The organism is Leucobacter sp. Ag1 (genome assembly GCF_000980875.1).
In the GTDB taxonomy this organism is placed as follows: domain Bacteria; phylum Actinomycetota; class Actinomycetes; order Actinomycetales; family Microbacteriaceae; genus Leucobacter; species Leucobacter iarius.
Window position 1 is genome coordinate 33,298 of record NZ_LAYO01000091.1, and the last position, 20,690, is coordinate 53,987.

General features: G+C 67.5%; 28 protein-coding genes. 13 read left to right on the plus strand and 15 right to left on the minus strand.

Annotated features, from left to right (window positions below):
- Positions 1–3: 3 nt before the first annotated feature.
- The 11 genes from XM48_RS16905 to XM48_RS07580 all read left to right on the plus strand — a co-directional run bounded on the left by XM48_RS16905 (position 4) and on the right by XM48_RS07580 (position 11,567).
- On the plus strand, positions 4–4,695 hold the full coding sequence (locus XM48_RS16905; protein WP_052961365.1) for a peptidoglycan DD-metalloendopeptidase family protein: 4,692 nt from the start codon (positions 4–6) through the stop codon (positions 4,693–4,695).
- Between the two features lie 3 nt (positions 4,696–4,698).
- Entirely contained in the window at positions 4,699–6,864 is a 2,166-nt protein-coding gene (locus XM48_RS07545) for a fibronectin type III domain-containing protein (protein ID WP_046455188.1), read from the plus strand.
- An 11-nt stretch (positions 6,865–6,875) separates the two neighbouring features.
- Entirely contained in the window at positions 6,876–7,925 is a 1,050-nt protein-coding gene (locus XM48_RS07550) for a hypothetical protein (protein WP_046455189.1), read from the plus strand.
- A complete protein-coding gene (locus XM48_RS16910; RefSeq protein WP_052961366.1) occupies positions 7,925–8,722 on the plus strand; it encodes a hypothetical protein in 798 nt (265 codons plus the stop codon). The genes XM48_RS07550 and XM48_RS16910 overlap by 1 nt, the downstream gene beginning before the upstream one ends.
- An 8-nt stretch (positions 8,723–8,730) precedes the next feature.
- The gene (locus XM48_RS07560) at positions 8,731–8,916 is read left to right on the plus strand and encodes a hypothetical protein (protein ID WP_046455190.1); all 186 of its coding nucleotides are present in this window, start codon (positions 8,731–8,733) and stop codon (positions 8,914–8,916) included.
- Between the two features lie 11 nt (positions 8,917–8,927).
- Complete coding sequence (locus XM48_RS07565) at positions 8,928–9,734, plus strand: hypothetical protein (protein ID WP_046455191.1); 807 nt, start codon at positions 8,928–8,930, stop codon at positions 9,732–9,734.
- Positions 9,731–10,228: a hypothetical protein gene (locus XM48_RS07570; RefSeq protein WP_046455192.1), complete on the plus strand. Its 498-nt coding sequence runs from the start codon at positions 9,731–9,733 to the stop codon at positions 10,226–10,228. The genes XM48_RS07565 and XM48_RS07570 overlap by 4 nt, the downstream gene beginning before the upstream one ends.
- On the plus strand, positions 10,228–10,569 hold the full coding sequence (locus XM48_RS07575) for a hypothetical protein (RefSeq protein ID WP_052961367.1): 342 nt from the start codon (positions 10,228–10,230) through the stop codon (positions 10,567–10,569). Before XM48_RS07570 ends, XM48_RS07575 begins: the two co-directional genes overlap by 1 nt.
- A 296-nt stretch (positions 10,570–10,865) precedes the next feature.
- Positions 10,866–11,012: a hypothetical protein gene (locus XM48_RS17860; protein WP_156174971.1), complete on the plus strand. Its 147-nt coding sequence runs from the start codon at positions 10,866–10,868 to the stop codon at positions 11,010–11,012.
- Positions 11,009–11,185, plus strand: coding sequence for an AlpA family transcriptional regulator (locus XM48_RS17865; protein ID WP_156174972.1), 177 nt, complete (start codon positions 11,009–11,011; stop codon positions 11,183–11,185). Before XM48_RS17860 ends, XM48_RS17865 begins: the two co-directional genes overlap by 4 nt.
- A 10-nt stretch (positions 11,186–11,195) precedes the next feature.
- Positions 11,196–11,567 (plus strand): hypothetical protein, encoded by a 372-nt coding sequence (locus XM48_RS07580; protein ID WP_046455193.1) that lies wholly within the window; start codon positions 11,196–11,198, stop codon positions 11,565–11,567.
- Positions 11,568–11,615: 48 nt separating this feature from the next.
- Here XM48_RS07580 and XM48_RS07585 read toward each other — a convergent pair whose 3' ends face one another.
- The 15 genes from XM48_RS07585 to XM48_RS18590 form a co-directional block, all read right to left on the minus strand.
- Complete coding sequence (locus tag XM48_RS07585; protein WP_046455194.1) at positions 11,616–11,864, minus strand: hypothetical protein; 249 nt, start codon at positions 11,862–11,864, stop codon at positions 11,616–11,618.
- Positions 11,861–12,214 carry a hypothetical protein gene (locus XM48_RS07590; RefSeq protein WP_046455195.1) on the minus strand — a complete coding sequence of 118 codons (354 nt, stop codon included), beginning with the start codon at positions 12,212–12,214 and terminating at the stop codon, positions 11,861–11,863. Before XM48_RS07590 ends, XM48_RS07585 begins: the two co-directional genes overlap by 4 nt.
- Positions 12,215–12,231: 17 nt before the next feature.
- Positions 12,232–12,543, minus strand: coding sequence for a hypothetical protein (locus XM48_RS07595; RefSeq protein ID WP_046455196.1), 312 nt, complete (start codon positions 12,541–12,543; stop codon positions 12,232–12,234).
- Positions 12,543–13,754, minus strand: coding sequence for an AAA family ATPase (locus XM48_RS16915; RefSeq protein ID WP_052961368.1), 1,212 nt, complete (start codon positions 13,752–13,754; stop codon positions 12,543–12,545). Before XM48_RS16915 ends, XM48_RS07595 begins: the two co-directional genes overlap by 1 nt.
- Positions 13,751–14,602: a hypothetical protein gene (locus tag XM48_RS07605; RefSeq protein ID WP_046455197.1), complete on the minus strand. Its 852-nt coding sequence runs from the start codon at positions 14,600–14,602 to the stop codon at positions 13,751–13,753. Before XM48_RS07605 ends, XM48_RS16915 begins: the two co-directional genes overlap by 4 nt.
- A gap of 45 nt (positions 14,603–14,647) precedes the next feature.
- Entirely contained in the window at positions 14,648–14,932 is a 285-nt protein-coding gene (locus XM48_RS07610) for a hypothetical protein (RefSeq protein ID WP_046455198.1), read from the minus strand.
- A complete protein-coding gene (locus tag XM48_RS07615; RefSeq protein ID WP_046455199.1) occupies positions 14,925–15,149 on the minus strand; it encodes a hypothetical protein in 225 nt (74 codons plus the stop codon). Before XM48_RS07615 ends, XM48_RS07610 begins: the two co-directional genes overlap by 8 nt.
- A complete protein-coding gene (locus XM48_RS07620) occupies positions 15,136–15,726 on the minus strand; it encodes a helix-turn-helix domain-containing protein (RefSeq protein ID WP_046455200.1) in 591 nt (196 codons plus the stop codon). The genes XM48_RS07615 and XM48_RS07620 overlap by 14 nt, the downstream gene beginning before the upstream one ends.
- Positions 15,723–16,394 carry a hypothetical protein gene (locus XM48_RS07625; protein WP_156174973.1) on the minus strand — a complete coding sequence of 224 codons (672 nt, stop codon included), beginning with the start codon at positions 16,392–16,394 and terminating at the stop codon, positions 15,723–15,725. The genes XM48_RS07620 and XM48_RS07625 overlap by 4 nt, the downstream gene beginning before the upstream one ends.
- 11 nt (positions 16,395–16,405) lie before the next feature.
- Positions 16,406–16,987, minus strand: coding sequence for a hypothetical protein (locus tag XM48_RS07630; RefSeq protein ID WP_046455202.1), 582 nt, complete (start codon positions 16,985–16,987; stop codon positions 16,406–16,408).
- Between the two features lie 44 nt (positions 16,988–17,031).
- Complete coding sequence (locus XM48_RS07635; protein WP_046455203.1) at positions 17,032–17,328, minus strand: hypothetical protein; 297 nt, start codon at positions 17,326–17,328, stop codon at positions 17,032–17,034.
- 172 nt (positions 17,329–17,500) lie between these two features.
- Positions 17,501–18,358: a hypothetical protein gene (locus XM48_RS07640; RefSeq protein ID WP_046455204.1), complete on the minus strand. Its 858-nt coding sequence runs from the start codon at positions 18,356–18,358 to the stop codon at positions 17,501–17,503.
- Positions 18,355–18,573, minus strand: coding sequence for a helix-turn-helix domain-containing protein (locus XM48_RS07645; RefSeq protein WP_046455205.1), 219 nt, complete (start codon positions 18,571–18,573; stop codon positions 18,355–18,357). The genes XM48_RS07640 and XM48_RS07645 overlap by 4 nt, the downstream gene beginning before the upstream one ends.
- Complete coding sequence (locus tag XM48_RS07650; protein ID WP_046455206.1) at positions 18,573–18,941, minus strand: hypothetical protein; 369 nt, start codon at positions 18,939–18,941, stop codon at positions 18,573–18,575. Before XM48_RS07650 ends, XM48_RS07645 begins: the two co-directional genes overlap by 1 nt.
- Before the next feature lie 12 nt (positions 18,942–18,953).
- Positions 18,954–19,079 carry a hypothetical protein gene (locus tag XM48_RS18590; RefSeq protein ID WP_255350849.1) on the minus strand — a complete coding sequence of 42 codons (126 nt, stop codon included), beginning with the start codon at positions 19,077–19,079 and terminating at the stop codon, positions 18,954–18,956.
- Between the two features lie 345 nt (positions 19,080–19,424).
- Between XM48_RS18590 and XM48_RS07660 the strand changes: the two genes are divergently transcribed.
- Together XM48_RS07660 and XM48_RS07665 are read left to right on the plus strand one after the other, a co-directional pair.
- Positions 19,425–20,024 (plus strand): helix-turn-helix domain-containing protein, encoded by a 600-nt coding sequence (locus tag XM48_RS07660; protein WP_156174974.1) that lies wholly within the window; start codon positions 19,425–19,427, stop codon positions 20,022–20,024.
- Between the two features lie 83 nt (positions 20,025–20,107).
- Positions 20,108–20,545 carry a hypothetical protein gene (locus tag XM48_RS07665; RefSeq protein ID WP_046455209.1) on the plus strand — a complete coding sequence of 146 codons (438 nt, stop codon included), beginning with the start codon at positions 20,108–20,110 and terminating at the stop codon, positions 20,543–20,545.
- Positions 20,546–20,690: the final 145 nt, after the last annotated feature.

Genomic DNA, 20,690 nt, shown 5'->3' on the forward strand with positions numbered 1-20,690 from the left:
CTCATGGCAGCTACTGGTGCAGAGATCGCACGCGCCTATGTCACCGTCCTGACGCAGATGCCCGGCGTGAAGCGCGACGTCACGAAGGCTCTCGGTGGTGTTGACCTGGGCCCAACCGGGCAGTCGATGGGGTCGAAGCTCGCCGGCGGCATCACGAAGTCGCTGAAGCTCGGCGTGAAGGCGGTCGGCGCGACGATCGCGGTCGGCGTCGGCACCGCGCTCGTGAAGGGCTTCCAGCGCCTCGACGCGATTGATACCGCGAAGGCGAAGCTGACCGGTCTCGGGAACGACACCAAGACGGTCTCCACGATCATGAAGAACGCCCTCACTTCGGTGAAGGGCACGGCCTTCGGTCTCGGCGATGCTGCCACTGTCTCGGCTGCTGCGGTCGCCGCCGGAATCAAGCCCGGCGAGGCGCTGACCAAGCACCTGAAGTCGATCGCGAACAACGCGAGCGCGGCCGGCGTCTCGATGGGGGAGATGGGCTCCATCTTCAACAAGGCCGCGACCCAGGCCAATGGCGTGCAGAACGACGTCATCTCGCAGCTCGCCGATAAGGGCATCCCGATCTATCAGGAGCTCGGGAAGGTCATGGGCGTCACCGCGGGTGAGGTGTTCAAGCTCGCCAGCGAGGGCAAAGTCTCCTTCGAGCAGTTCTCGCAGGCCGCGACCGCCGCGGCCGGCACCGTCGCCGACGAGATGGGCAAGACCACGAAGGGTGCATGGGCGAACTTCGTCGCGAGCCTCGGCCGCGTCGGCGCGGGACTGCTGTCCGGCGTCTTCACCCAGATCGCTCCCGTACTGCAGGCGACCACGAAGGCATTCGGCCCGCTCGAGGACGTCGCAGGCAAGCTCGGGGAGAAGATCGGCAAGATCGTCGCCCCCGCCGTCGACAAGTTCATCGGCTTCCTGAACAAGCCGGTGAACACGAAGCCGTTCACGGACCTGTGGCAGTCGCTCTCTCCGCTCTCGCTGGTGTTCAAGACGCTGCAGCCGGTGCTCCCCGCACTCGGGTCCGCCCTCTCAACGGTCGCGGGGATCCTCGGCGGTGCGCTCGCGCAGGCACTCCCGCAGGTCGTGCCGCCGCTGACCGACTTCCTGCTTGTCGGTGCTCAGATCGTGACCGCGGTGCTTCCCGCTTTTGCAAACCTCCTGACTGGTGTCGCGTCCGGGGCAAGTGCCGCCGTCGGCGTGCTCGCGCCTTGGTCGGACGTGATCATTGCGGTGGGCCTCGGGGTCGGCGCTGCCGTCATCGCGTTCAAGGCGTGGTACGGCGCAATCGCTGTCTGGACTGGCATCACGAAGGCTGCGGCAGTCGTCCAGAAGGCATTCAACTTCGTGATGAACGCCAACCCGATCCTGAAGATCATCTCGATCGTGCTGGCTGTAGTCGCTGCACTTGGGTACTTCTTCACCCAGACGAAGCTCGGCAAGGAGATCTGGGCGAACTTCACCCGGTTCCTCGGCGAGGCGTGGAGGAACATCTCCGCGTTCTTCAAGCAGGTCTGGGAGAACGTGCTGAAGCCGGTCTTCGAAGGCATCGGACAGGTGCTCTCGTTCGTCTGGAACTCGATCCTGAAGCCGATCTTCGACGCGATCGTGACCGCGGCGCGGTGGACCTTCGAGACCATCCTGCAGCCGATCTTCAACGCGGTGCAGGTCGCGTTCGCGATCATGGCCGGCATCTTCCAGGGCGTCTGGGAGGGCATTCTCCGACCGATCTTCGAGGCCATCGGTGCGATCTTCCAGTGGCTCTGGGACACGATCATCAGCGTCATCGTCGGCTACATCAAGGCTCAGATTCAGGTCTGGGGAGCGATCTTCACCTGGCTGTGGGAGACCATCCTGCAGCCGGTGTTCGCGAAGATCGGCGAGATTTTCAACTGGATCTACACCTACGTGATCCAGCCGATCATCCTCGGGATCCAGGTCTACATCAAGATGTGGGGCGCGATCTTCACCTGGCTTTGGAACACGATCCTGAAGCCCGTCTTCGACGCCATCGGCCGGATCTTCACCTGGATCCTGAACACGATCATCAAGCCGATCGTGGACGGGATCCAGAAGCAGATCCGCGTCACCGGCGCGGTGTTCACCTGGCTCTACCAGAACGCGATCAAGCCCGCGTGGGACGCGATCTCGAACGTGATCTCGAGCGTGTGGACCAAGGGCATCAAGCCCGTGATCGACACCCTGGTGAAGGTCATCACCTCGGATCCGAAGAAGGCCTTCGAGGCGGCGCGTGACGCCATCGGCAAGGCGTGGAAGGGTATCCAGGATCTCGCGAAGGCACCCGTTCGCTTCGTCGTGCAGACCGTCATCGGCGGGCTCATCGACGTGGTGAATGGCTTCGGTCTGAACCTGAAGAAGCCCCAGCTCCCGAAGGGTTTCGCGACCGGCGGCATCCTCCCGGGATCGTCCCGGATGCACCACGGCGATGACCAGATCATCCAGGCTCGCCGCGGCGAGGGCGTCATGGTGTCCGAGGCGCTGCGCACGAAGGCGGACCGTTCCGCGTTCCTCTCGGTCAACGCGGCCGGGCGGCGCGGTGTCGGCTTCGCGTCGATGATGCAGGGCCTCGCCCGCGGTGGTCTCGTGTCGCCGCTGCCGAAGGGCAGCTACTCCGTGAGCCAGCCGTTCAAGGGTGCGGCGCACAACGGCATCGACCTCGCGGCCCCGATGGGGACGCGGATCCTCGCCGCGCTGTCCGGTATCGCGCAGCTCGTGGGCCCGGTGAACATGGGCGGCAACGAGATCTACGTCGCCGGATCGAACGGCATCGGCACCCGCTACTCGCACCTGAGCCGCTTCGCGGTGAAGGAGGGGCAGCGGGTCCGCCAGGGGCAGACGATCGGCTACGTCGGCGCGACCGGTATGGCGACCGGCCCGCACCTGCACTACATGGTGCAGCCGGGCGGCGATGCCGCGCGCGGTCGGGCGTACAACGGCTACGTCGACCCCGCGCCCTATCTGGGCGTGTTCGGCAAGGAGCTCGGCGTCGGCGCGGGCCTGTTCGATGGGTTCATCGACGGGGCCGTGGGGCAGATCAAGAAGGCCTTCCCCGCGGGAGGCTGGGCGATCGACCTGGCGGGCGGTCTTGCGAAGACCACCCTGAAGGGCCTGACCTCGTTCTTCACCGGCAAGCTCGGTGCGGATACCGGCACGACGGGCGCGAAGCTCTACGACCGCGGCGGGGTCATCCCGCACGGCGGCACGGGCGTGAACCTCTCCGGCAAGCCGGAAGCCGTGCTGACGAACACCGAGATGAACGGCTACAAGCTGCTCATGCGCGCGCTCTCGGGCGCGGGCGGTCTCGGCGGCGTCGGCGGCAACGCCCTTGCCGGGCTCGTCTCGGGCCTGCGCGGTGGGCGTGGCGGTGTCGTGGCCGCGGTGCAGGAGATCGCTTCGGTGATCGTCAGCACGGCGAACAAGGTGCTCGATATCCACTCGCCGTCGCGCAAGCTGCAGACGGTCGGCAAGTACACCGGCGCGGGGCTCGTCGCGGGCATCACCGGCTCGGTGCCGGCGACCCGCGCCGCGACCGAGCGCCTGGTCGGTGCGGTGCTGTCCGCGTTCGACCAGCTCGGCTCCGAGCGGTCCTCGCTGCAGACCCGCCTCGACAAGGCGCTGGGGAACTGGCGCGGCGCGAAGGCGGGCTCGCGGGCGAAGGCGAACTACGCGGCGCAGATCGCCGACTACCGGAAGCAGATCGCGGCCATCAACGCCTCGATCGGCGCACCGGGCAAGTCGAAGCAGCCGGCGCTCATGACCTTCCTCTCGACGCAGAACGCGAAGCTGAACAGCCTCGCGCTGCAGCGGGCGGCGGTCGCGAAGCGCCTCGCAGCTGCGCAGAAGGTGCTCGCGGAGTCGGCCGACACGATGGCGGACTGGTCCTCCGGGATCCAGGACAAGATCAACAGCCTCGGCGGCATCACCGAGAAGTCGTCGGTTGCGTCGATGGTGGCGAACCTGCAGAAGCGGATCACCGCGACGCAGGGCTTCACCGCCACGATCGAGAAGCTGCGGAAGATGGGCCTCGATACGGGGTCGATCCAGGAGCTCACCGAGCAATTCGCGCAGTCGGGTTCGTCGAAGGCCGCGGACGCGCTCCTCGCCTCCGGCGCGTCCGGCGTGAAGCAGGTCGTGGACCTGCGGAAGCAGCTGAACGCGGCCGGCGGGAAGCTCGGCGATCAGGTCGGCAACGTGCTGTACCAGGCCGGGATCGACTCGGCTCGGGGCCTCGTGAAGGGTCTGCAGTCGCAGGAGAAGGCGCTGCAGGCGCAGGCGAAGCGCATCGCCGACACGATCACCGCGACCGTGCGCAAGACGCTCGGGATCAAGTCGCCGTCGCGCGTCCTCATGAAGGACGGGCGTTGGTCCGGTCTCGGGTTCGCGCGCGGCATCGACTCGTCGCTCGGCGAGGTCGCGGCGTCGGCGCGGGCGATGGTCCAGATGCCGGCAGCGCTCACCCCAGAGGTGAGCCTGTCGCGCTCGAGCCTGCCCCCGCGCGAGATCCGCATGGACGACCTGGCTCAGGCCCGCACGGCGGGCACGGCCGGGTACTCCGGCCCGGTCGTGCTGCAGGTCGGCGAGCGGGAGTTCGACGGCTACATGGGCGAAATCGCAGACGACCGGATCTCGCGGCTCCGGAAGGTCACCAACCGCGCCCGGCAGCGCGCGAACGGAACGAGGTAACGCATGGCGATCACATGGGGCACTGTCGCTGGACACTTCCAGCTCGGCATCGACGCCATCATCTCCGGCACCACGGCAACCCTCGTCGTGTACGGCCGGAACGAGAACGGCTACTCGCACTCCTGGAACTCGACCCTCAGCTACGGGGGCGCGTGGTCCGGATCGCGGGCAATCAGCTTCTCATCCGGCCTCGCCGTCACCACGAAGGAGCTGGTGCGGACCTCGGTGACCTTCACCGGCACCCGCACCTACTCCGTGTCGATGCCGATCCCGTACTGGGGCGGCACCGCTTCGGCATCCCGATCGGTGACCATCGCCGATCCGGTGGTGCCGAAGCCGACCGCCCCGCGCATCGACCGCGTGATCCGCAACTCGGACACCTCACACCGTCCCGAGTGGACCCGCTTCTCGACCGCGACCGCGGTTGTGGTGCAGCGACAGTCCCGCACGAGCACCGGACCGACGAACGACCTGATCTCGGCGTTCACGCAGATCGCGAAGCCCACCGGGAACCCGGCGAACTACACCGACACCGGGACGAAGCCGAACATGGCCTACCGGTACCGGGTCGCTGCCGTGAACGCCGGCGGGCAGAGTAGCTGGTCGAACGAGTTCGGGTGGATCTACACCACACCGAACGCGCCGACGAACGCGAAGGCCGAACGCTCCGGGTCGAACATCATGGTGAGCGCGACCGCGCCCAGCGTGTTCCCGCTGACCTACGACGTGTTCGACAACGGCACGCAGGTCGCGACCGGTGTCGCGCTGCCGTGGACGCACGTCAACCCGTCGAACGCCACCACGCACCGGTACACCGTGCGGGCGAAGGTCGTGTCTCAGGCCGGCGGGGTCACCCTCACGGGACCGCAGTCGGCGGCGTCCAACACGGTGCAGCTGCCTGCCGCGCCGAACGCGCCGACGAACCTCACCCCGAATGGTGGGCTCGCGGTCGACGACACCCGGCAGCTGCTCACCTGGCAGCACAACCCGGTCGACTCGTCGGCGCAGACCGCCGCGAACATTCAGTACCGGCTCGTCGGCGCACCTTCATGGACGACCGTCACCGCGACCACGGCGGCAAGCTACCTGCTCCCGCTGCTCGCGGTGGGCGTGTACGAGTTCCAGGTGTCGACCAAGGGCGGCTTCGCCACGTACTCCCCGTACTCGGCGGTCGCTCGGTTCACGGTGATCTCCCGGCCGCAGGTCACGATCGACCAGCCGGTCGACAGCTGGGACTCGCCGACGCTGCCCGTGCAGTGGTCGTGGTTCCAGGCGGAGGGCCGGCCGCAGTCGTCCTGGGAGCTGCAGCTGCTCGACGACACCGGCGCGATCCGGGAGTCCCGCAGCGGGCAGGGCGCGACCGCAACGGTCACGCTGAACACCCGCCTGCTCGACGGCGCTGCCTACACGGTGAAGCTGCGGGCCGCGGCCGGGGATATCCAGTCCGACTGGACCGAAGCCGGGTTCGTGGTGGCGTTCGTACCGCCGGCCGCGCCGTCGCTGATCGTCGGATGGGACGAGCCCACCGGGGCCGCGGTCATCACCGTCACCCAGGGCACCGACCCCGCCGACGCGCCCGCGACGGCCACCGTCTCGCTCGAGCGGTCCGTCGATGGCGGGCAGACCTGGGAGCTGTACGCCGAGGGCCTGGTGCTCGCGTCCGAGGATCCGGGTGATCTGCCTGCGCTCACGGTCTCCGACTGGGAGTGCCGCAGTGCCGGGTCGACGCTGTATCGGGCGACCGCGCTGACCGCGATCGGGGCGTCCGCGTCGACAGAGGATGAGATGGTCGCGGATTCGCCCGCGATCTGGCTGTCCGGCGGCAACGACCTGTCGCTCACCGCCCGGCTGCCGTATGACCCCGAGGTGATGATCGAGCACGGCCGGAAGCGGGGCCAGCACCGATTCGCTGGCCGTTCGCTGCCCGTGAACGTCGTCGGCGAGCAGATCACGATCCAGGTGCAGTTCTCCGGCTCCGTCCATGACGGGGACGAGGACGTGGCATCCCGCGATCTCATGCACGAGCTCGCCCTGGATCCGGCCCCGGTGCAGATGTACCGCGACCCGGACGGCACCCGCATCCACGGCTCCGTGTCGTCGATCCCGCTCACCCGCGTGGTCGACGGCGAGTGGTCGTACCAGGTCACGCTCGAAGGCTCCGAACGCTGAAAGGGGGCGGCATGGACAAGGAACTCCTCTCCGGGCATCGCCGCCCCCGCTGGCTGATCGACCTGCTCGACAAGGACGACGCCACCCTCAAGACGCTCGAGGGCGTCGAGGACGGCGAGATCACCCGGGACGCGACCACGCAACTGCGCGGCAGCGCGCAGCTCACGATCGTCGACCGCGGGCAGGGCATCAACTGGCTGCAGCACCGCTGCCGCTTCCGCTACGACCCCGGGATCTCCGGGGTCGAGCCGTGGTCGTGGGGCGTCTACATCTTCGCCTCGCCGAACGAGAAGCACTCGGACGGGCCCGTGATCTGGGACGTCGAGCTCGCGACGAAGCTCGCGATCCTCGACGAGGACAAGGTCGACGCGACCTACTCCCTCGCGGAGGGCACGCCGGTCGTCGCGGCCGTGCAGGCCTTGATCGAGTCCGCGGGCGAGACGCGGTTCACGGTCACGCCATCCGCCGCGCTGCTGAAGTCGCAGCGCGTGTGGGAGGCGAACACGTCGAAGCTGTCGATCATCAACGACCTGCTCGACGCGATCGGGTACTGGGCGCTCTGGGTGGACCGCGAGGGCCAGTTCCGTGTCGAGCCCTACGTGAACCCCAAGGATCGGCAGCCGGTCTGGGACTTCACCGAGGGCGAGACGTCGATCCATGAACCCGACTGGGGGCGAGGCCAAGACCTCTCCGGCGTGCCGAACAAGTACACCGTCACGACGTCGGGCTCCGAGGACGAGGAAGCGATCGTCGGGGTCGCGAAGAACGAGGACCCGAACTCCCCGTTCAGCTACCAGGCCCGCGGCGATCGCTGGATCGCAGACGGCGAGACCGCCGAGGTCGAAGACGAGGCTGCCGCGAAAGCGCTCGCCGAACGTCGCCTCGCCGACCGCATGGCACCGGTCGCGTCGATCACGGTCAGCCACCTGCTGATCCCGATCGACCCGAACGACGTCGTGACGTTCGACAGCGACGGCCACCAGACGACCGCGAGCGTGCAGTCGATGCGGATCGGCCTCGACCTCGAGGCGCTCTGCGAAGCCCAGTGGAGGGAGCTCTGATGGTCGAACCCCAGGATCCGCTCGACGGCTTCGGCCGCGACTGGGACGAGCTGTCCGATCGCGTGGACGCGGCCCGCGCCCGCGCCGCCGCGGCTCCCGCGTTCCGGTGGGCGACCGTCACCGAGGTGGGCGCGCTGCGGATCCGTCTCGACGGCGACGAAGCTGCCCTGCTCGGCACGCCCCTGACGACGCTCTCCGGCCTCGTCGTCGGCGACCGGGTTCGGGTCGAGCTGCAGGGCACGAGGGCGGTCATCACCGGCCGCGCCGGCGGCATGATGCGGATCAAGTCGCCCTACAACAACGAGGTGCAGCTGCTCGGCGGCTTCACCGCCTACAACCAGCCGAACAATCGCGCGTACTTCGGGGGCGGCGACGGCGCGAATCCGACCGCGGTCGCTCACACCTACTTCGCCATGCAGCACGGGGACGCGACGTTCGAGTCCCAGGCAGTCGCCTGGATCCAGTCGAACATGACGGCCGAGAACCGGCAGGTGTTCGCGGTCCGACGCAGCGGCCATGTCGTGACCCGCTACCTGCCGTTCGCGGACTGCTCCGGCGTCGCGGCGCTGAGCAGCACGATCGCGGCCGGTGGCGGCGCGACGCTCAACGTCACCTTTCCGTCCGGCGCGTTCACGAAGGTTCCCGACGTGCAGGCCACCCCGTACGACGCGAGCCGCCTGTCCGTCGCGATCCTCAACCGGACCGTGAACGGCTGCCAGATCCGCGTCGACAACTTCACCAGTGGCGCTGCCGCCCCCGCGGGCATCGGCTGGCACGCCTCCCAGCAGAACCCCTAGGAGCCGACATGGACCAGATCACCTGCCGCACGCCCGACTGCGCCAACGATGGCATCACCTTCACCATGCCGCACGGCGACATCGCAACCTGCGGGGAATGCCAGGTCGAAATCACCGACGTGGCCCACGCCCCCGATTGCCCACCGATCACGATCACCGAACCGAGTCCTGCCCCGAGCGGGGCTCCTGCATAGAAGGGCCACGCATGGCTACCTCTCGCGCGCCGAACCTCGGCGCTTACGTCGCGCGCGTGCGCGGCGACTACATCGACGTCGACGGCCAGGTCGGCGCGCAGTGCTGGGACCTCTGGTCCCACTACGCGACACAGTGCCTCGGCGTCCCGTCCTGGGCCACCTACACCGAAGCGTTCGGGGATGGGCCGCACGTCTGGTTCGCGTGCGACGTCTACCACCACGCCCGCGCCGGACTGACGAAGTGGTTCGAAGTACTCGGCCCCGGCGCGGCACCCCGCCCCGGGGACGTCGCGTTCTGGGAGCTCGGCTCCGCCTGGTATCGGGACTCGCACGTCGCGATCGTGCTCGACGCGCCACGACCGCGCATGCTGCGCTGCCTCACCCAGAACCCGGGCGCGGTGCAGATCGCCGACCTCATCACCGACGGACTCCTCGGCTACCTGCGCCCTCGCGCGCTCACCGCCGGGACCGTCAACAGCGCCAAGACCAAGACGCTCCGAGCGTCGCAGAAACTCACTCCCGAGGAGGACGACATGAAGCCCACCGTTCACCGCCGCACCGGCCCCGCCCCCGAGTGGACCCGCGCGCACCCCGACATCGGAGCCGACCTTGCCCCCGGCGCGAAGCGCGCCGATGGCAAGGTGACCGTGTTCCGCGGCTACGAGGTCACCACGGACGTGGCGACCGGCACCGCCTGGGCGCGCACTCACGCCCGCGGGCTCGGCGGCGAGACGTCCTCGACCGACCGGGCCGGGTACATGGCGATCCAGGCGCAGGCGACCCGCCTGTCGGTCGCGCTCGCAGGCAAGGACCGATGACCGAGGACCAGGGCGCGGTCCTGTTCGGCGACGTGACGATCGCGGCCTCCCTCGCCTGGGTCTCCGTCGCGCTCGTGTTCCTCGGCATGGTCGTGCTGCTCTGGAAGAAGATCACTGCTTTCGTGAACGCGGTGAACACCCTGATCGGGCTCGACCGGAAGCTCAAGGCTATCGACGAGAAGCTCGACAAGATGCCGGGCCTCGAATCGACGCTCGAGCGCGTGCGCGCGCAGGTCGAGAACGACCACCGCCACCCGGACGGGACGCCGATCATCATGCGCGACGAGCAGGACCGGCGGCACGAGGAGATCATGACCGGCATGACCGGCCTGCAGAAGCAGATCGGCCGCGTCGAGGACCGTGTTGACGGGCAGGGCCAGCAGCTCGCGACGCATCTCGCATGGTCGGCCGAGTGGTCGCGCGAGCAGGAGCGCGCCGACCGGGAGCTCGCCGACCGCATCGAAGACACGATGGACCCCAGAAAGGACCCCTGATGGAACAGAAGGACAAGGCCGCCGGCATGATCCGGACCTTCACACCCGCATTCGTCGGCGTGCTGCTCGCCCGCCTCATTGCCGCGGTGCCCACGGTCGCCGCGGCGATTGCGTGGCTCGACGGCATCTTCGCCGAGGCCGGCATGGTCGGCGTCTCGGTGCTCGTCATCGTGCAGTCGGTCGTGACCGCTGGCATCGTCGCGCTCTACTACTGGCTCGTGCGACGGTTCGGCGATCGCTGGCCGAAGCTCGAATGGCTGCTCGGCTCGCCGCGCACTCCGAGCTATGCGCCTGGGCCAGGCACTCGGCGAGAGCGCCGAATCGCCGCAGCTCGCGAGTGACCTACTTCGCCCCCGTTCCACTTCGGTGGAGCGGGGGCGATTTCGCGTTTCAAGACCGCTTGCAAACACATCCGATAGTGTGTATTATAGAGACATGAAGAAAGGAGGAAACGTGGATCACATCATCGACAGCCTCGCGAAGCTCATGCTCGCGGCGGCAGCGCTCATCACCTCGGTGGCTGCACTGCTGAAGGCCTGGCCCCGGAAGCGCAAGCGGAAGGAATAGGCTGAGAGGGATCGGAGCCATAGCAGCTGGCTCCGATCCCTCCAAGGTCGATGATCCCACGGGAAGCACCATGAACGCATTGAATCTCGTCGCCGCGGCGCTGATGCTCGGCGTCGCCGCGCTCACGATCGGCAGCGCGCCGATCGCGGCCGGCCTCGCGGTCGTCGCCGCCGGCATCGTCGTGTTCACCGGCATCCGCAAGGCGGACCGGAAGTGATCCGGTACCTGAGCCGCGCCGAGGTCGCCGAGCGCATCGGCGTGGCGGTCGGCACGCTGTCGCGGTACACCCTGCCCGAGCCGGACGCGATGACCGGCACGACGCGGGGCTGGCTGCCGGAAACGATCGACACCTGGAATGCGGCCCGCCCTGGCCGCGGAAACTGGAAGTAGGCTGACCATCATGCAGACGATCACGCTCGACGCACCCTCGCTGCTCAACAAGTGGGGTTTCGAGGACGGCGACATCATCTACCGCCAGGTAGGCGATGCCGAGGCCATCATGGAGGGCCACACGAAGGAGACGCTCAACGACGCCCTGGTTCAGCTCGTCCGCGAGCACCTCATCCCCGCAGTCGAAGCCGCCGGACACCTCGTCACGCTCAACCCTGTGAGCACGAGCCACAACCCGGCAGTTGTCTCCGAGCTCGACGGCATGACCGTGACCGACTACACCGGCAACGACAACCGCCTCGACGGAATCTCGGTCGACGTTCCCGCGGATACGGTCCGCGCCGCGCTCGCTGCCGTGGTATCCGTTTCCCGCCGCCAGTAGCAGCACGAGGGCCCCGCACCGATCAGCCGGTGCGGGGCCCTCGTTCTGTCAGCGGCGGGGGACGTAGATCCAGCGCCGCGAGACCGTGTGCAGTCCGGCCAGCTGGTACTCGGCGACGTTGAACGCCGCCTCCTTCGGGTCGAAGTCGGTGCCCTCCGGCGGGCGCTTCGCGGTGAACAGCGCGATGACCTCGGCGGGCCCGTCGTTCTCCCACGCGAGCGGCTGCAGGATCCCGTCGAGCGGTCCGCCGAGCATCTCCATCGTCTCCTCGGGTGGGAGCTCGTCGACCGCGGTCACAGGGGCTCTCCTTCCTGTTGGGCGGCTGCAAGATGCGCGACGGTGGATCGGTAGGCAGCCTCGGCGATCTGCTCGATCATCTGCGGCACGAGCACGCCCTGCAACGGTTCGTCGCCGGGCTTCCACCAACTCGCCTGCGACTCGAACGCGGCATCGGTGACGGCCTCGGGCACGTACTCGGGGTGCGCAGCGTCCCGGGCCCTGGCAGCGTCCTCCTTCTCGGCTGTCTCGAGCAGGTCGGCGGCGAGGATCGCGAGCGCGCGGTAGTGCCCGGCGCTCTCGGGGAATCCCTCGGGTGCTGGTCCGCGGATCGCGTCGATCACGTCGCGGCGGTGGTTGCTGGTCGTCATGCGTCCGTCTCCTTCGTTTAGTTACGTTCGGCGTGCCCACGTAGCCAGCGGCTCGCGGGCGTCGACAGGGTCACGCCGGGCGCGCGTTCGCCGAACTCCTGCTCGTGCGCGTCTGCAGCGTCGCGCAGCGCCTTTGCGCCTGCGGCGCGGCGTTCCTCAGCGAGCATCCGGTCGAACTCGCCGTGGATCCGTTCGTGCTGTTCATGGGGCAGCCTGGCCGGGTCGAGACCGTCGTGCTGAGCGGCACCGGCGCAGTACCACGCTCGGGCGAGCTGCGGGGTCGGGGTGAAGGGGCTCATGTTCGTCGTTTCCTTCGTCTTGTCGTTCATCAGTGCAGCTCCCAGGGCCAGTCGCGGCCGCGAGTAAGGCGGCGGGGCCAGCCGCGTTCGTCTCGGTCGCCGCGCCAGCGCTTGAGCTCGACATCATCGGGTGCGTCCTCACCGAGCGGGTGCAGGCCGAAGCCGAACTCCGGCCATCCCATCAGCGCAGCGGATCCGCGCGGGCGGAGGTCACGGGTGGTGGTTCCGTCGCCCTTCGAAGCGTGGGCCTCCATGATGAGCGCGACGCCGCGCTCGCGCAGCGAGTCGAGGGCGACGAGCAGCGGGGCCGCGTCGTCGTCGGTCTGGATCGCACCGTGCGTGATCTTGTAGAGCGGCCCGATGTAGAGCAGATCGGGCTTGTACTGGTCGATCATGCGGTGGATCTCGCCGAGGTGGGATCCGCGGGTGACGTCGATCCGGTGCCCGGCGACCACCATGACCTCGTTCGCGGGGTCGAGTGCGCCTTCCTCCTTCGCGCGGCGCGCGGTGAAGCGGGTCGCGCGCCGCCACTGCTTCTCCGTGTTCTCTGCGTCAACGACGAGCACGCGCGCGGGCTCGGGGATCAGCTGCGCTGTCCGCCGCCCGGTCGAAACGTCGACGTCGCGGTAGAGCGGGTGCAGGCCGGCCGCAGCCATGACGCAGATCTGGCGCGCGAAGGTCGTCTTGCCCGCACCCTCGGCACCCGTGAGGATGAGACGGTCCTGCCGCTCGAGGAGATCCGGGATCACCCAGTCGTATGAGTCTGAGCCCGCGAGGATCTCGCCGAGCGGCTTCGGCTGCAGCTGGCCCGTCGCGGATCCGTCGATCGCGCCTTCGAGCAGGCCGCGCGCCTTCGTCAGGATCTCGGCGGGCGCGGTGCCGGCGTCGCGCGACTGCCCGATGAGGTACTGGCCGACGTCGGCCGCGGTGCGGCGGAGCGCATCCGACCGCACCGCGCGTGCGTAGCCGTCGACCCCGTGGGCGTAGGTCTCCGGGGTCTCCCAGGAGATGACCTCGGCGAAGTCGATGCCTCGGATGCCCCACTCCGGGAAACGCTCGACGACCTCGACCGGCCCGACTGAGCCGCCGGCAGCGGCGGTCTGGCACATCTGCTCGTAGATGATGCCGAGCCGGTCGTCGGAGAAGTCCTGCCGGTTCACCAGTCCTTCCGACATGCGCCAGAGCCGGGGCCTGGCGAGGATCGACGCGATGAGGTTGCGCTCAGCGGTAGTCCCGGTCACGAGTCACGCCCCCGGAACATCCAGTCGTCGTTGCGGACCTTTCCGGCTGATGGCTTCGCCTTCTTGAGCCACGTCGTGAAGGCCGCGTTCCAACGCGCCGCCCTCCGGTCATGGGTTTCAGCGTGCAGTCTGAACGCCTCGGCCTCGGCCTGGATATCCACGTTCCTGCTACGTGCGAGCTCAAAGTGGCTCGCGGTCGGGGCCCAGTCTTTCGGCAGGGCCGTCGACCGCAACTTTGGCCCGTCGTCGGGGAACGGGGCATCCAGCTCCGTCGTAGGGGCAGCGCCAGGCCCAGCCGGAGGGGTTGCCACAAGGGCTACGGCAGGGGTTTCCGCAGAGGTATCCGCTGTAGCGGTGCCCTGGACGTCGAACGCCGAGTGCCGAAGCACCGCTTCTATCCCATCGTTTCCCCAGCAGGGCATGTCGGGGTTGTTGTTTCGGAGCTTCTGCACCTCGAAGGCGAGTACCTGTCGGAGTTCGAGCGACGCGATGCTCGCGAACGCGGTTGTCATCGCCTGAGCCATCTTCGGCTGCTTCATGAGCCCGTCGTGCTTCAGGAACGACCGGATCAGGATCTCCTCGGACTCCTCGCTGATCACAACGAAGAATGCGCGCTCCAGCTCAGCGGCAGCGTTGCGAACGTCCTCGGCTGTCCAGTTCGGGTCAATCAGCGGGGCGAACTTGCCCGGCCGCCAGTCTGCGACGCCGGCGTAGTTGAGGGTGTCGTGGCAGAGCAGGGTGATGTAGAGCAGCTTCGCAGCACCCGAAATGTTCCGCCAGTCCTCGTCGCTCCACATGTTGATGCGGATGTTCGCGTACGACCTAGCCAACTCAGTTTCCTCCTTCATCGTGACTCTCGTCTCCTTCTGCGCGATCGTGTTCGTCGGGCATGGTCAGTCGTTCCAGTTGGTGAGTTGGTAGTCACCGGTCAGCTGGCCTGATTCGCCCTTCAGAGGCGTGAGGACACCGGTGGCGACCAGCACCTGCACGGCCCCGGTCGGGATCCGCCAGTGCTTCAGCATCCGGCCATCGAGGTATCCGCCGGTGTCCTGCTTGCGCGCCCAGGATCCGGCGATCGCCCAGAGTCCGATGGCCGCGGCGGCATCCGCACCTCCGATGCTTCCGACGATGCCGTCGCAGGAGTGGATGTTCTTGGGGAGCTTGAAACGCTTAGTCATGGGTGTTCTCCGTTTCGGTGAGGGTCTTGATCTCGTCGATGGTGAGACCGCTCTCCTCGGCGATCTCTTCGGGGGTGAGGCCGGCACGCTCGGCGGCGGCAATGTAGGTCGGTGCGAGCCCGGTGAAGTAGTGCTCGCGCTCGGCGCGCATCCGCTCGAGGTCGGCCTTCATGAAGCCGAGGAACATGCGTGCTGTGGCCTGCTCAGGCTTCGACATGGGAGCCTCCTCGGAAGTGGCCGAGCTCGGCGCGGCTGTTCAGCTCGTTCAGGTGGTCGCAGTGCTGCTGCACGGCCCGGTACGCGGTGACGAACCGCTCGAGCGTCACGAGCCCCGCGGCACCGGTCAAGCGGCCGAGGTCGATGTCGTCGGCGTACGCTTCCCAGATCCCGGTCTCGCGGTCGAGATACCCGGCCACGAGCCATGCGTCGTTCCCGCGGCGGGCCTTGTCGCCGATGCGGATACAGCAGCAGGTGTCGTCCTGCTCGCTGTCGGCCCACCGGTGGAAGCCGTCAGAGCAGCCGCGCACAGCGCAGGGGAGCGTCTCCCACTTCCGGGCGGGAGGATTCTGCTCGAGAGTCTCGGGCTTGTGCCCGGCGATGATCTTCCGGGCGTAGATGGCGGTGAGCTGGTGAGTCGCGAGCAGGCTGGGGGTGTGCTCGCCCTTCTCGATCGCCTCGAGCTGCGCCGGTTCGCATCCGAAGACGTCGCTCGCTTCGGCGATGGTCATGCGCGCGGTCAACCGCAGGTGCCCGAGAGTGTGGCCGAGGCTCTTCGCGGTCTTGTTCTCGCTCATCGGTCGCTCACCTCCGCGGCGGCGTTGAGCTTGTCACACTCGGCCTGCATCCAGGCGTAGTCGTTCACGAGGTCGCGCAGTAGCTTCAGCCCCGCCGGACCCTCGCAGTCGATCTCGTCGATGAAGTTCGCCTTCCAGCCGTCGCCCCAGTTCTCGCCGAGGACGCGATACTGGTCGGTCACGATGGGCTCAAGGTGGTGATGATCCTGGAACTCATCGTCTCGCCACTCGTGGAAGTCGGCGAGGCAACCCGGAACCATGCAGGGCCGCAGCTCGCCCGGGTGCAGCTTGTCGGGGTCGAACGCCCACCAGAGCTTGTTGACCCATCGCCCTCCATCGCGCGGGAGCCAGAAGTCAGCATTGAACACGCCGTCCTTCGCGCGGGCAATGACCCGGTGTGCTCGCGCGAGGTCATCGGGTCCGGCACCGGAGAACATGTTGATGTTGAACCTCATCGTCTCGCTCGGCGAGCAGGCGATCGCGAACGCCTTTCGAAAGAAGCGCCCCTCTGCGTCCTGCTCGACCTGAACGTGGAGATCGTCGCGGAACGTGACCACGGTCGGAAGGTCGGCGAGCGTTGCAGCCGCCCAGGCGCGAGCCTCGTCCGTTGCCTCAAGGTTCGGCACAAACGGCCGCAGGCGATCCTGCTGGCCGGACTCAACGGTCAACGTTGCACCCATCAGTTCTCACCCCCGAGCTTCTCCGCAGCGAGCAGCATCGCACCCGCGACCTGACGGAGCAGTTCACCGGACGCCTCGTAGACGACCAGCGTCGACTCCTCATCCGTCACGACCTGCACGCACGGGGTCGAATCCCAGACCGAGCAAGCGAGCTCCGGGCCGTGCGCGTACTCCTTGTCCGCGACCTGGATCGTCCAGGACTGCGTGAGATACGCCGTGGCGTCACCCACCTCGATGGGGGCGGACTCGAAGTCGACCGTGACCTGCGGCCACGCCATCGTGTACGAGTGGCTCTCGGCCCATGCCGGCCCCTGGAACGGGGGAGCGGGCAGCTCGACCCAGTGCTCGAAGAACGTCTCGCCCGCACGGTCAGGCTCGGACTCGATGTCTCGCAGCGCTCGGTAGGTCGCGTACCGGACGGTTTCCTCGGCGTCGCGGTACCCGGTCTGCATCGTCACAGCGCGCGGATCCTCCGGGCTGGTGATCGGGCGAGCGTTCTCGTCGTGCAAGGTGCGCACCTGCGCGCACCAGTCGCCGAGCTCGGGGAGTGCGAGGCGCTCGGGGGACAGGGTGGTGGTCATCGTGGACTCCTTGAGGTTGGGGCGGTTGCAGCCGCCCGAGGTGGTTAGTACGCCTGCGCTCGCCGCAGGCTGTCGATCTCGTCATCGGTGAGGTAGCCCCACCGCTTCCTGATCCCGTTCGGCAACGTCACCGAACCCGCCATGTCGCGCATCGTCTCCGTGCCCGACTCGATCCGAGCCAGCACCGCAGCGACCCGGGCCTGTTCGCCAGCACGCTGCGCCCGCACCAGGTGCGCGACGCTCGACCCAGCGGGACGACCGATCAGGTCATCGGCGAACGCTGCCAGCGCTCGCCGCCGCGCTCGCCGCAGGGTGATCGTGGATCGGAGGTAGGTGAGCATGTCGGCTCCTATCTGAACGAGGGGCGCATGGCGTCCCGGATTTCCTTGTTCGTGAGTCGACGGCGGACCTGCTCGTCGACCTGCTGGTCCTCGGCCTCCTCGACCGTGTGGGCAGTCGCCGCGTCGCGTGACCCGAAGGCCCTGGCGACCGCCCACACCGTGCCGGAAGCGGTTACTGCTCGCTCGTCCACTGGTGCTGCTTGTGCTCGGCAGCATCGGCACGCTCGAGGATGAGCGCGGCAAGGTGGCGTGCCTCGAAGGGGCTCATCTCAACCGGCCTAGGCGCGGTGCCGGTATTGGACTGGATGACGACTCCGGGCTTCCCGTTCTCGCCGCCGTAGAAGGTGGCGACGTACACGAAGCCCTGCCCGCCGGAGATCTCCTCAGCATGCGCCCATGCCCCACCAGCTTCGGACTCGGTAGCTTCACCCGCTCGCGCCTGTGTTGCGAGGATCCGGGTGAGACCATCCCGAAGCACTTTCACCTGAGCGCGGTCCAACGCGGCGTGCGCGTCATCCCCGAGGTGCAGCTGGAACGGCTCGTCTTCGATGCCGACGTACTCGATCCCGAGCTCGCCGGCACTGGCGTATCGGTCGTGCTGCTCAGCCTTCCACTTCTCGGCGTGCTCTCGCGCCCACTCCAGGAACTCACCCCACGGCATCTTGTCGTGACGGGGACGGTAGGTGAAAGAGAGACCCTTGACGTCCTCGAACTCGAGGCGCTTCTCGACCGGCGTGCCGTCGTCGTAGGTGTTTGCCGCCTGCCGAGCCTCGTCGTTGTCGAAGGTGACGAGCCCGGTCCGGTCATCGACGTTCATGCCGGGGATGTACTTGGCGAGGGCACGGGCAGCTGTGGCCTGAACCTCTTCGAGCATGCCCAGCTCGGAAGTTTCGTCCGAGTAGATCTCGTGCGTCGCACCGAGGAAGTCGAGAGCGAACCCGATGCGATCTGCGGAGAGCGAGTAGAAGTCCTTGAGGTCGTCGAGCGGGGTCGGGGTCCAGGTGCGGTCAGCGGTCGTCGTGCTGGTCATGATGCCTCCTCGGCAGTCGTTGGGTTGTGGGTGTCGAACGCGGCTTCGATGAAGGCCGCGACGTCTGAGCGGCGGAACATGCGGCGTCCGCCGATGAGCGCTGAAGGCGGGGCGGTCGTGCTGTGGACCATCCACCGCAACTGGGCCTCGGACTTGCGGAGCAGCTCGGCGGTCTCCTTCAGCGTCAGCAGCTCAGGGATCTCGCCGACTGCCATCACGCCGCCTTCTTGGGCTGCTCCTGGACGGCCTTCCGCTTCGCTGTCGTCCGCCAGATCCGTGCTCGGCGACCGGAAGGTGTCAGGGTGTACTCGCCGGTCGGCTCGACGTCGCCGCGTTGCGTGAGTGTCGCCCGTGCCGTGCGGATCCGCTGCGGCGAGAAGCGACCGTAGATCGCGATCCCGGTGCGGTCGGTCTCGTGGAACTCGACCAGCTCGTGATCGGCGAACGGCCCGAACCGGTGCAGGGTGTCGTACACGTAGTCGATCGAGCGGCCGAGGTTCACCGACTTCGCGGCTTCGCTGCTGGTCTCGGGGTCGGTGCTTCTCACGAGCGTGAGGCTCGTGCTATCGTGGTTGTCAGACATGTGGACTCCTAGTTACTTGTCTCCGGCCCGGTGGTTGCAGCCCCGGGCCTTTTCCTTTGTGTCGTGCCAGAGCGCCCATGCGCCGGCGGCGATCACGAATGCGAGCGGGATCGTGGTCATGAGACCCGTGTGCTCCATCTCGGACTCCTAGTTCTTGTCAGCCCCGCGTTGCAGCGCGGGTAGCTTCAGGCGGCGGCGCGAGCTCCTACGACGACCTCGAACAGTTCCCCGATTCCCATGCCGAAGGCAACCGAGGCGTTTGCGACGAAGGTCCCCGACGGCTGAGCGCCATTGACGACTCGACGAAGCGTCCCCCTGTCGACTCCGATCATTCGTGCCATGACCTCCTCCGAGGGGATGCCCCTCGACTCTCGGAGTCGGTCGATGATTCCCTGTCGGAGCTGGAGCCGAGCTGCCATCTCGCGACCTCCAATCTGTATTGTTTTTGCCGCTTGGTGTATTGATTCTGCAACACAGCGCGGCGTGTTGCAAGTTCAAACCGCCGATCCTGCAAAGATTCACCGCGATGTGTTGATTTTGCGGGGATCCGGGGTTGACGCTGATGCAAAAATGCACCAGGATTTGGGTATGCGTACAGCGATCAAGGACTTCTTGGAGCGTTCCACCGGGGCCAGCGTTCGAGAGATGGCCCGAGCGGCTGACCTCAACCACACTCGAGTGGGGCGTCAGCTCAACGGGGACTCGGAGCTTTCGGCCTCGGTGGTTGTCGCGATCGCGAGGGCATTCGGCATCGACGTGCTCGACGCTCTCGTTGCCGGGGGATTCATCACCGCAGACGAAGCGAGTCGGTCTGGTGCCCGCGGTGCGCTTCATGCGGCGACGGACTTCGAGCTGGCGCGCGAGATCATGAATCGGGCCGCGCAAGGCTCTGCTGGATCGGTGCTGACGGAGCCTCTCGATGCTGACGCTCTGGCTGCGGCGGGCCCGAAGCCAGACAGGCACCTGAAGATTGTCATGGGTGTGGGGGATGATGCGAAGATCCCGGAAAACGTTGAGGACGAGTGGGAGGGCAGGTACGCCGCCCACCCGAACGAAGACTGGCCCGAGGACCACACCCCGTAGGTAGCCACCCGCATTCCAGCTCAGGTGTCGCAGATGCGACACCTGGCTCGATCGACTGCACCCAATTTCCGGAAGGAGCCACCATGAACGAACCCCAGTACGACCCCGCATACGACCCCGTGGATCACCTCGCTCGCATGGGCGTCGAACTCGAACTGCGCCCGCTCAAGAAGCACGCCGCGCTCTGGGTTCCAGAAGAGCGCAAGGTCCTGCTCGACCCCAAGGTGCCGGCGCACGTCGTCCGGCCAGTCCTCGGCCACGAGTGCAGCCACGCCGAGAACGAAGACCCGGGAGGGCACCACCCGCGCAATGAAGCGCGCGCGAACCTCCACTCGGCGCTCCGCATCACCAACCCCGACGAATGGGCCGCCCTCATCGCAAGCCTCGCCGACTACGACCGCATCTGCCTCGAACTCGGCCTCACCCGCGGCCAGTTCATCGCGTACAGCGAATGGCGCGAGGCACAGGACCGGCAGCCGAAGCGGCGTACACGCACCACCTGCGGCCTGCTGGTCGCCTAGCTCATGCGCTTGGCCCTGGTGAAACCCTTGAAGTAACCCCTGACGAAACCCCAAACGGGGGGCAGCGCCAGGGGTATTTCCCCTCTCCTACTCCTACTCCTTAACCAGGAAGCTTCGCTTCCTGCGGTGAAGCGAAGCGAAGATC